This is a genomic window from Acetobacter malorum, assembly GCF_001580615.1.
Taxonomy (GTDB): Bacteria; Pseudomonadota; Alphaproteobacteria; order Acetobacterales; family Acetobacteraceae; genus Acetobacter; species Acetobacter malorum.
The window spans coordinates 1-10,170 of sequence record NZ_LHZC01000019.1 but is presented as its reverse complement, the minus strand read 5'-3'; the positions used below and the strand labels follow the sequence as shown (position 1 = coordinate 10,170).

At 56.3% G+C, this 10,170-nt stretch carries 9 protein-coding genes and 1 pseudogene; 5 read left to right on the top strand and 5 right to left on the bottom strand.

Features of this window, described 5'->3' with window-relative positions; translation table 11 throughout:
- The 4 genes from AD930_RS00240 to cysQ form a co-directional block, all read right to left on the bottom strand.
- On the bottom strand, nt 1–889 hold an 889-nt coding region (locus AD930_RS00240; RefSeq protein WP_156476773.1), incomplete at its 3' end, for an FAD-binding oxidoreductase.
- Between the two features lie 68 nt (nt 890–957).
- The gene (locus AD930_RS00235) at nt 958–1,503 is read right to left on the bottom strand and encodes a hypothetical protein (RefSeq protein WP_061504688.1); all 546 of its coding nucleotides are present in this window, start codon (nt 1,501–1,503) and stop codon (nt 958–960) included.
- Nucleotides 1,500–2,492, bottom strand: coding sequence for an L-threonylcarbamoyladenylate synthase (locus AD930_RS00230; RefSeq protein ID WP_061504687.1), 993 nt, complete (start codon nt 2,490–2,492; stop codon nt 1,500–1,502). The genes AD930_RS00235 and AD930_RS00230 overlap by 4 nt, the downstream gene beginning before the upstream one ends.
- A gap of 5 nt (nt 2,493–2,497) precedes the next feature.
- Nucleotides 2,498–3,268: a 3'(2'),5'-bisphosphate nucleotidase CysQ gene (cysQ, locus tag AD930_RS00225; protein WP_061504686.1), complete on the bottom strand. Its 771-nt coding sequence runs from the start codon at nt 3,266–3,268 to the stop codon at nt 2,498–2,500.
- 159 nt (nt 3,269–3,427) lie between these two features.
- Between cysQ and AD930_RS00220 the strand changes: the two genes are divergently transcribed.
- The gene (locus AD930_RS00220; RefSeq protein WP_061504685.1) at nt 3,428–4,897 is read left to right on the top strand and encodes a leucyl aminopeptidase; all 1,470 of its coding nucleotides are present in this window, start codon (nt 3,428–3,430) and stop codon (nt 4,895–4,897) included.
- 115 nt (nt 4,898–5,012) lie between these two features.
- On the opposite strand, the gene dgt is transcribed toward AD930_RS00220, so the two are convergent.
- A complete protein-coding gene (dgt, locus tag AD930_RS00215; RefSeq protein WP_061504684.1) occupies nt 5,013–6,383 on the bottom strand; it encodes a dGTP triphosphohydrolase in 1,371 nt (456 codons plus the stop codon).
- A gap of 814 nt (nt 6,384–7,197) precedes the next feature.
- Here dgt and AD930_RS00210 point away from each other — a divergent pair.
- The 4 genes and pseudogenes from AD930_RS00210 to AD930_RS00200 form a co-directional block, all read left to right on the top strand.
- Entirely contained in the window at nt 7,198–8,631 is a 1,434-nt protein-coding gene (locus AD930_RS00210; protein ID WP_061504683.1) for a cytochrome ubiquinol oxidase subunit I, read from the top strand.
- Nucleotides 8,632–8,639: 8 nt separating this feature from the next.
- Nucleotides 8,640–9,665 (top strand): cytochrome d ubiquinol oxidase subunit II, encoded by a 1,026-nt coding sequence (cydB, locus tag AD930_RS00205; protein ID WP_061504689.1) that lies wholly within the window; start codon nt 8,640–8,642, stop codon nt 9,663–9,665.
- An 11-nt stretch (nt 9,666–9,676) separates the two neighbouring features.
- A complete protein-coding gene (locus tag AD930_RS17270; protein WP_082781580.1) occupies nt 9,677–9,799 on the top strand; it encodes a DUF2474 domain-containing protein in 123 nt (40 codons plus the stop codon).
- Between the two features lie 146 nt (nt 9,800–9,945).
- Nucleotides 9,946–10,170: pseudogene (locus AD930_RS00200) on the top strand (hypothetical protein); the annotation flags it as partial.

The window sequence follows — 10,170 nt, the reverse complement described above, 5'->3', positions numbered from 1 at the left end:
CCGCGCGCGGGCTGCCCAGTTCCACCAGTGCATACGCCGGCGCGGGTTCGGAAAGAGGCAGGGAGGCCCCTTCAATCAGGCTGTTCACCAGCGCCATGCTGGTGCCGGACATATATTCAAAGGCCTGAATGGCTGCCGGGTCCTGCTTGCGGAAGGCAGCAAACAGGTTCAGCACACCCTGCGGATCAGCCAGCGCACACAATGCGGTCTCGCGCGAGCGCGGGGCGGGCTGGAGCTGAATGATGGCTGTGGTGATAATCCCCAGCGTGCCTTCCGAGCCAATCAGCAACTGCCGCAGGGCGTAACCGGTATTGTCCTTGCGTAGGCGGCGCATCAGGTTCAGCACCTGTCCGTCCGGCAAAACAGCTTCCAGCCCCAGAGCCAGCTCCCGCGCATTGCCGTAGCGCACGGTGTTGTTGCCGCCTGCGTTGGTGGCCAGAATGCCGCCAATTTCAGCAGAGCCTTCCGAGGAAATGGAGAGCGGCAGCATCAGCCCTTCCGCTGCTGCGGCATCCTGTGCGGCTTTCAGGGTTACGCCTGCCTCGACCGTCATGGTCAGGTCGGCATGGTCAATGGCGTGCACACGCGTCATGCGATTGGTGGAAATGACAACCGCCTTACCGCTTTCATCCGGCGTGGCACCGCCCACCATGCTGGTGTTGCCCCCCTGCGGCACCATTGGCACGCCGTATTCTGCACACAGGGCCACGGCTTTTGCGCACTCTTCCGTATTAGCCGGGCGCAGCACAGCGGCGCAACGGCCATGGTAGAGCATGCGCCAGTCTGTGCAGAACGGGTCCGTATCCCCGGCCTCGGTCAGCAGTCCCGACGGACCAAGCAGTTCAGACAGAGCAGCAAGAAGAGCGGAGGGCAGGGACGTGTCGGACATGGGGCAAGCCTTGATCGGGAATCAGAGTGTCATAAAACAAGAGACTGTGAGCAGATCACGCATTTTTCTTAATAGAGGTAGCGTGCGTTATCTGTCACGGGATGAAACGCGGTATAAAACAGGTGGAAAAGCTGGGTGCCGGCAATGCCTGCCAGCAATCCGGCCATAACGGCGACGAAAATAATCATCAGCCGGGGGTAGCTGTTCTCCATCATCTTCATGCTGAGCATGTGTCTTGCTTCGGCATGCGCTGTCTGCATGACATGCAGCTGAGATTTCAGGTTTTCATTATTGCCGCGCACAATGCGCAGATTATGCTCCATCCGGTTCAGCACTTCCCCACGGTCATGCAGCTGGATGCGGAGGGTGTGAATGGTGCTTTCCAGAGTGCGGATTTCGGTGTCTTCCCGCGCTTTGCGGGCGGCGGTCAGGCGGTCAATATCTGGAGCGAGGGTCTGAAACAGGTTTTTCAGCGCGCCACCGGTAATGCCATCCCGGCGGGCGCGGGCCTTGATGGCTTCAAGCGCTGTTTCAGACTGCCCCTTTTGGTCTTCCAGCACGAGGGCCAGAATATCGGACAGGATCTTGATTTCTCTGGGGTCCATCTGGCTCATGGCGCATCAGGTTCTGCTGGCCGGGGGGCAGCGGCACGGCGCAGACGGTCCTGAATGGCAAGGCCAAGCCCCTGCTCAGGGATGGGCTGAACGGCAAGGCCTGTCAGGTCAAACGTCGGTTGCTGACTGTCCAGAAAGCGCAGGCCGGAAAACAGGCGGGAGGCGGCTTCTTCCAGATTACCAGTGGGGCTGAGGTTCCATGTCACCGCAGCGCCGGTCGGTGGCGTGGGGCCAAAGGCCAGCAGCCCTTCCTGCGGGCCAACGCTGGTGGCGTTCAGGCGCACGGGCAGGCTGGGGGCGTAATGGGAGAGCATCCGGCCCGGAGAAAGGGGTGCTGCATCGGCTTCCGTTTCCGGGCGGGCGAGGGGGCCGCACACGGCTTCCAGCTCTTCAACCGAGACACCGCCGGGGCGCAGCAGGCAGGGGCGCTCCGGGTTGGTCAGGTCCAGCACGGTGCTTTCCAGCCCTACGGCGCAGGGGCCGGTATCCAGCACGGCATCAATCCGGCCTGATAATTCTTCCAGAACATGGCTGGCGTCTGAGGGGCTGATGCGGCCGGAGCGATTGGCGGAGGGTGCTGCAACCGGACGCCCGACTTCCTCCAGCAATGCCAGAACGGCCTCACCGCGCGGGACGCGAACGGCCAAGGAGGACAAGCCATCGGCGGCCAGATCGCTCACCGTGCTGCCGGTGGCACGCGGCAGAACCAGTGTGAGCGGACCGGGCCAGAATTTTTCTGCCAGTTTCTGCGCCAGCGGGCTGGCCTGCACCTGCGTAAAGGCGGCCTCCGCACTCGCAAAATGGCTGATCAGCGGGTTGAAGCGCGGGCGGTTCTTGGCTTCAAAAATGCGCGCCACGGCTGCGGGTTGCGTGGCGTCTCCGCCCAGCCCGTAAACGGTCTCCGTGCCGAACGCCACCAGCCCGCCGTCCTGCAGAATACGGGCGGCGGTGGCAATGCCAGAAGGGGTGGCAGCAAGGCGTTCGGTCATAAAGGTCAGAGTTTTCCGGTGCAGACAAACGGCGGGTTTTTCCAGTCCGGCTTGCCATAGATCAGCGGGGTGCCATCCAGCAGCGTGATGTGCCCGCCAGCGGCTTCCACAATGGCCTGCGGGGCTGCGGTGTCCCACTCCATGGTTGGGCCGAGGCGCGGGTAGAAATCAACCGCGCCTTCTGCCACGCGCGCAAATTTGACGGCGGAACCGATGTTGCCCACGGACGCAATGCGGCGTTCGCCCAGATATTCGGCCAGACGCGGGTCATCCGCATAATGGCGGGAGGCCAGAACGCTCAGCCCTTCCGCCGGTGGGGTGCGGGTGTGGATGGCGGTGGTGCCGTTCTTGTCCCGGCGCAGAGCGGGCTGGCCGATGCCACCTGTATAAAGCTGATAGTAAGCGGGGAGCGCCATAGCGCCCAGCACAGCGCGGCCATTGCGCACAAGGCCGATATTGACGGTAAAGTCATCCCGCCCGGCAGCAAATTCCCGCGTGCCGTCCAGCGGGTCCACCAGCCAGTAGGCCTCAGATACAGCGCCACGCAGCCCGGAGGCCACTTCCTCTTCCGCAATTACCGGAATATCCGGCACGGCAGCGCGCAGGCCCTTGAGGATGTGGGCTTCTGCCGCGTGGTCCGCTTCCGTCACCGGAGAGGAGTCGGTTTTGGTCAGCGTTTCAAAACCCCGCGCGCGAATGGTGCGGATAATTTCGGCGGCTTCATCCGCCAGTCTGGCGGCGAGGGCCAGCAGGTCAGCGTCGGTATGGGTGCTCATTTGCCTATCATACGCCAGGAACGGCGGCGCGTCATGCCCTGCCTGTTTTTTAAAGGCCGGTTTTTTAAAGGTGGGTCCGGCTGCCCTATTGCCAAGGGGCGAGGCGGGACGTACCCAAGTCAGGCAAAAGCTAAGACGTTTTAAGGAGGCCAGCGCGCTATGCTTCAGATTTCATTTTCTCCCGAGACCCTGCCCGATGGTGGGGCCCTGGCTCTTCTGCTGGCCGAAGGGCAGGACCGCCCGGCCATTTTTGCTGCCGCAGATAAAGCCACCAACGGTGCGCTGACCCGCGCTGCCGAAGCCGATGACTTTACCGGCAAAGACGGCTCCACCTGTGTGGTGCTGGCACCGGGCGCTGGCTTTTCCCGCATTGTGCTGATTGGCGTTGGTAAGCTGGACGCTTTTGGCGCGAAAGAAGCCGAAGCTGCCGGTGGCGTTGCTGCCTCCGCTTTTGGTGCGCAGGAAAAGGCGACCGTTGCGCTGGGCAATGTGCCGCAGGGTTTTGCAGCCTCTGTCGCGCAGGGTGCTGTGCTGGGTGCGTATCACTTCTCGCTGTATCACAGCGCTCCGGCGGTTGAGAAAAAGCACCGTCTGGCAAGTGTGACGGTTCTGACGGCTGACCCCGCCGCAGCAGACGCAGCCTTTGCACCTCTGGCCGCTGTGGCGCGCGGTGTGATCCTGACGCGGGACCTGGTGACGGAACCGGCCAACGTGCTGAACCCGGAAGAATTTACTGCCCGTGTGACGACACTGCGCAGCCTTGGGCTTGAGGTCGAGGTGCTTGAGCAGGCCGAGATGGAAAAGCTCGGCTTTGGCGCGCTGCTGGGTGTGGCACAGGGCAGTGCAAACGCACCGCGCACCGTGGTTATGCGCTGGAACGGCGGCGCGAAGGATGAAGCCCCGCTGGCCTTTATTGGTAAAGGCGTGACGTTTGATTCTGGCGGTATTTCCATCAAGCCTGCTGCCGGCATGGAAGAAATGAAAGAAGACATGGCCGGTGCTGCCACCGTGACCGGCCTGATGACAGCGCTTGCTGGCCGTAAGGCGAAGGTGAATGCTGTTGGCGTGATCGGGCTGGTAGAAAACATGGTGTCCGGCACGGCCCAGCGCCCCGGTGACGTGGTGCGCAGTGCCTCTGGCCAGACCATTGAAGTGCTGAATACGGACGCCGAAGGGCGCCTCGTGCTGGCAGATATCCTCTGGTATGCGCGGGACCGCTTTGCACCGAAGCTGATGGTGGATCTTGCCACGCTGACAGGTGCCATCATCATCAGCCTTGGGCATGAATATGCAGGTCTGTTCTCCAATAATGACGACCTTTCTGCCAACCTGACGGCAGCGGGCGCGGCAACGGGTGACAAGCTGTGGCGTATGCCGATGGGCGCTGAGTATGACGCCATGCTGAAATCCGACATCGCCGACATGAAGAACATCGGCGGTCGTCCGGGTGGTTCCATCACCGCAGCGCAGTTCCTCAAGCGTTTTGTGGGTGAAACCCCGTGGGCACATCTGGACATTGCCGGCACGGCCTGGAGCAAAACCCCCCGCAACGGCCAGCCCAAAGGTGCGACCGGTTTTGGTGTACGCCTGCTGAATGAGTTTGTGCAGAAGAACTACGAAACCGTTTGAGGTTTTCTGGTTTTATGTGACTGAAAAGGGCCTCTTGCGAGGCCCTTTTTTTTGGATAAATACTGCTATAATATGGGGGTGTTTATATTTTGAGTGTATTATAAAAACTGATTTATTAACGGCTGATCATATTTGCGACCTTGACGGCATACCGATCCGTCATTCCCGAAACAAAATCAGTTAAGCAATGTAGAGCATCATACGAATTATTAATAGAGGATAATGGGAAATTAAGAGCCCGTACGAGTTGAGAATGATAAGAGCTTATGTTGTCTATATTCCAATTCTTATCTCGAAGTTCATCTAGTAGAGGAAGAATTCCATCAAGAGTTTTATATACTACATTTCTTCCATATACTTCTAATTCAGTTTTGCGCGCAGCATTGAAAATTTTTTCTGCAGCAATATTTTTTATTTTTTCAAATTCTTCTGCTTTATTTGACGAATCGACTAAGGCGCTTTGATAAGTTCCATTCATTATACTAGCATAATTGTCTTTAAATGCCTGAACACATGCCTTAATGCCGCCAGTGATCGCTAAGGCTCTATATCGTGAAATGATTTCTACCGGGGTTGTGTCGGGATATGCCTTGTTTGGTGGTGTAATTAACCCTTGGAGTAAAGTTGTTGCCTCTTCAAAAGAAATATTTCCAGCTAAATAAGCGTCTTCTAGATCCATGATATTATAGCAGATATCGTCTGCTGCTTCCATGAGAAAGGCTAACGGATGACGACGCCACCAAGATCCAATTTTTTGCTCGTTTGAATCTTCAACTGGTGTCTCAAGTAACCCCAACTCTGTAGCCACTCTTTGAAAAGTTCCGATGTCATTTTCAAATACACCGTATTTTTTTAATCCAATATAGCAAGGTTGGTCCCCATTTTTCCCTGCATCAATTTTTTGTTTGATGAATGCTGAGACCGGGTACTTAGTGAATGCACCTAGAGATCCAAGCGTTAAACGCATCCCACCGTTATTTTTATACATTTCCGTTCTGGTTAAAAGACGGAAACCTTGTGCATTTCCTTCAAAGGATTCAAATTCAGGACGTTGAGTATTTGAGATATCTTGAAAAATACCTTGCGGAGTAGAAAATTTTTCTCGAAACCATGAAGCGATTGCTTCTTCGCCAGAATGCCCAAATGGCGGATTTCCGATGTCATGAGCCATACATGCAGCTTGCACGAGACCAGGTATAATTTCGATTTTCGTGTTTGGAATATATTTACACTCGTCTGCGAGCCATGTTCCTATTTCGTAACCAAGTGACCGACCCACGCACGCTACTTCAAAACTATGGATTAAACGATGATGAAGATGATCGTTTTCATAAAGAGGGTGAACTTGTGTCTTATTGGCTAATCGACGAAATGGAGTGGAAAATAAAATTCGGTCAGCATCTTGTACATAAGGTGGACGATGCTTTTTTTCGGGGTAATTAGCATCATTTAGCCGATCAAGTTTTAGGAGATTTTCCCATTCCATTTTAGAATATTCCTATTCCCAGTAATAATAAATTTTACTTGATTTTATAAAATCACAGTTATCATGATTTCTCTTTATAAATTTTAATATAACATATATTTATAAAGCAATTAATTGTTAAATTTATATGGGATAGTCCAAAAAATAATAAATTACATCAAATTATTATTTTGTATTTTGAGTAAGATATCATTTATCTGAGATATCGAATTACAGTTACGTTTTTTAGAGGGGGAGGGATTTTTTACTCGATGGCATTTTCTTTACTTCCCGCGGCAACTGCGCAGAAATTCTCCTCGCCTTAATCGCAGCATACAACGCTTTCCAATCTGCTTTGGTCTGGTCTGTGTAGACGGTGGAGAAGCTGGCGATGGCGTAGGCAAAAACGCGGCTTGTTCCCAAGGTGGTCGGAGAGGGTGGCAACGTTGCCATAGCAAGCGTGGGCGCGGGCCAGTGTGCGGCCACGCAGCAGGGCATGGTTCGGCAGGCCATTTCGCTCCAATGGCAGCCAGTCGCTGGCCTTTCAGGCGGCGGATGTAAAACCGTTTCAGGCCAACAGGCATAGCAGCTCTACGCAGGGTTTTCTCGCGCGGACATGCAACCTTCCCCAGTGCTGCGTGTTCAACATAAAGCCTGTTTATGATGTCATGACGACAAACGCTTTGTCGCGAGGGGTGTCCTAATGCAACACCCACGGAGAACGCGACGACATTTCAGGCGCATGCATCGGAAATGTTTCGCACTAGAACCGCGTTCGTGTCGTCGAGACCAGGTTTTGAAGGCGCGTACGTTCTGAGATTGGAGTACGGGCCTCGTGGGCGCACTGGATCCCTTATTTCTGGCACGATTGCAATTTGCATTCACTGTCGGATTTCACATTGTTTTTCCCGCTTTTTCTATCGGCTTAGCCGCGTTTTTAGCGGTATTGGAAGGCCTGTGGCTTAAAACCGGGCGGCAGGTTTATCTTGACCTGTTCCGCTACTGGCTGCGGGCCTTTTCTATTGTTTTTGGCATGGGCGTGGTCTCCGGGCTGGTCATGTCGTACGAATTTGGCACCAACTGGGCGCAGTTTTCGCAAAAAGTCGGGCCTATTCTCGGGCCATTGCTTGGTTATGAAGTGATGACCGCCTTCTTTCTGGAGGCAGGCTTCCTCGGTATCATGCTGTTTGGCATGAACAAGGTTGGTCGGAAGCTGCACTTTTTTGCCACCTGTGTGGTTTCACTGGGCACGCTGATTTCCATGAGCTGGATCCTCTCATCCAACTCCTGGATGCAAACCCCGCAGGGCTACGCGATTGAACCCGGAACCGGTCGCTTTATCCCGGCAGACTGGTGGGCCATTGTCTTCAACCCATCCTTTCCCTACCGCCTTGTGCATATGGCGCTGGCCGCCTTCCTGTGCGTGGCTTTTGTTGTCGGTGGCGTAGGCGCATGGCATCTGCTGCGGGCCAGACGGGCAGGGCATGCGCCGACGGAAGCCGTGAAGGTCATGTTCTCCATGGCCATGTGGATGGCGGCTATTGTCGCGCCGCTGCAAATTCTGGCGGGGGATACGCAGGGCCTGAATACGCTGAAGTATCAGCCGGCTAAGATTGCCGCCATGGAAGGTGACTGGGACAGCCAGAGCCGCGCGCCGGAACTGCTGTTTGGTATCCCGGACATGGAGCATGAAACCACGCGGTATAAAGTGGAAATCCCCCTGATGGGCTCCCTTATTCTGACGCACAGCCTTGATGGCAAAGTGCCGGGCCTGAAGGACTACCCCAAGGACCAGCGTGCGCCCTCTTACGTGGTGTTCTTCACGTTCCGCATCATGGTGGCGCTGGGGATGCTGATGGCGGTGCTGGGCGTGTATTCGCTCTGGCTGCGCTGGCGGAAGCGACTGTGTTCGGATGCGCTGTTGCAGTGGTTTGCACTGGTTATGGCGCCTGCCGGATTTATAGCCATGCTGTGCGGCTGGGTGACGACAGAAGTCGGGCGGCAGCCCTTCACCGTCTACGGCCTGCTGCGCACGGCAGACAGTGCCTCGCCGGTCGCAGCAGGGAGCATTGCTTCCACGCTGGTTGTGTTTGTCATTGTGTATTTCATTGTTTTTGCGTCGGGTATCAGCATCCTTCTGCGTGGCTTTGCGCAGGAACCGCATGTGGGTGAAGTCGGGCCGGATGCGCATGATCCGCAGCGGGCCGCCTCCATGCAGGCTGCCGTTTCCAACACAGCCGCCGCAGGCGAAACAGGGAAGGAAAGCTGATCATGGATATGACCGGTGCGGCCTATTGGCTCCCCATTGTCTGGGCGGTTCTCGCGGCCATGGCCATTTTCATCTACATCGTGTTGGATGGATTTGACCTTGGGCTTGGTATTCTCTTCCTCGCTGAGCGGGACAAGACCTATCGGAACGTGATGGTGCAGACCATTGCCCCCGTGTGGGACGGTAACGAGACATGGATGATTTTTGGCGGCGCGGCGCTGTATGGCGTATTCCCCAACGCCTACGCCACCATCCTGCCTGCGTTATATCTGCCCATTCTGATCATGCTTTTTGCGCTGATCATGCGTGGCGTGGCGTTTGAATTCCGCTCCCGCATGCACACGCAGCGGATGCGGGATTTGTGGGATGTCGGGTTCTGTGGCGGCTCCCTTGTGGCGACCGTCATGCAGGGCGTTATTCTGGGCACGCTGGTGTCTGGCATTCATGTTGAAAACAATGCTTTTGTGGGCAGCGGGTTTGACTGGCTGGCTCCGTTCCCGCTGTTCTGCGGTCTGGCTGTGGCCTGCGGCTACACGCTGCTGGGCGCAACATGGCTGGTCTGGCGGACGGAAAATGGCCTGCAGGACACCATGCGCAAATGGTCCGGCATTCTTTCCATCGCCATGCTGGTGATGATCGCTGGTGTCTCGCTGTGGACCCCGGCACTCCACGCAAACTACATGCAAAACTGGACGGACTGGCCGCGTATTCTATTTGTGGCTCCGGTTCCGGTGGCAGTTATTGCTCTGGCGGTTGTTATGTTCATGGCGCTGCGTCGCAAGGTGTCTCGTCGTATCCCGTTCTTCTGCGCGCTGGGCTGGTTTTTCCTGTCCTTTTCCGGGCTTGGGATTTCCATCTGGCCGTATATCGTGCCGCCGGGCATGACCATCTGGGATGCATCGGCTCCGCCATCCAGTCAGGCATTTCTGCTTGTGGGGGCTGCGGTGCTGATCCCGCTCATCCTGTCCTACACGGCGTTTGCCTACCATGTGTTCCGTGGCACGGTGAACGAGCATAGTGAGAGCTACCATTGAGGGAGACGACCATGCCGCACACAGCAGAACGCCCCCTGTGGCTCCGGTTAGTCTGGTTTGTGGGGTTGTGGGCCGGGGGTGTTGCCGCCCTTGGCGTTGTGGCCGGTGTGTTGCGGCTCCTGATCCATCCGTGATCTGAGGCAGATTTTTACCTCTTCAGCAGGGCGCGTTCGCTTTTTCCGGCGGACGCGCCCTGTCTGTTTTGCGCAGCCCTGTTGCTTTGTGAAAACTGTCCTGACTATTGTTGCGACACCATTCCTTTACCCGATGCAGGACACACATGATGCGCAAGACACAGATGACAGGCCGGTGCAGCACGCCACGAGACGGAGGGCTGCGGTCTTTGAGGCGGGGCCTGCTGGTTTGTGCCGTCTCTTTTGCTGCTCTTGCAGCAGGGGTGGGTGGGCCGCAGGGGCTTTCCCGCGTAGCGCAGGCCGCTGATGTTTCGCCCTCTGTTTACGCCCCCATCAGCCCGCAGCGGATGTCAGATGCCATGAAGGTGCTC

Bases quoted from the DNA above. Each gene is read 5' to 3' on its own strand.
- AD930_RS00235 (WP_061504688.1), bottom strand. From the start codon at position 1,503: ATGAGCCAGATGGACCCCAGAGAAATCAAGATCCTGTCCGATATTCTG.
- cydB (WP_061504689.1), top strand. From the start codon at position 8,640: ATGACCGGTGCGGCCTATTGGCTCCCCATTGTCTGGGCGGTTCTCGCG.
- AD930_RS17270 (WP_082781580.1), top strand. From the start codon at position 9,677: ATGCCGCACACAGCAGAACGCCCCCTGTGGCTCCGGTTAGTCTGGTTT.
- AD930_RS00220 (WP_061504685.1), top strand. From the start codon at position 3,428: ATGCTTCAGATTTCATTTTCTCCCGAGACCCTGCCCGATGGTGGGGCC.
- dgt (WP_061504684.1), bottom strand. From the start codon at position 6,383: ATGGAATGGGAAAATCTCCTAAAACTTGATCGGCTAAATGATGCTAAT.
- cysQ (WP_061504686.1), bottom strand. From the start codon at position 3,268: ATGAGCACCCATACCGACGCTGACCTGCTGGCCCTCGCCGCCAGACTG.
- AD930_RS00230 (WP_061504687.1), bottom strand. From the start codon at position 2,492: ATGACCGAACGCCTTGCTGCCACCCCTTCTGGCATTGCCACCGCCGCC.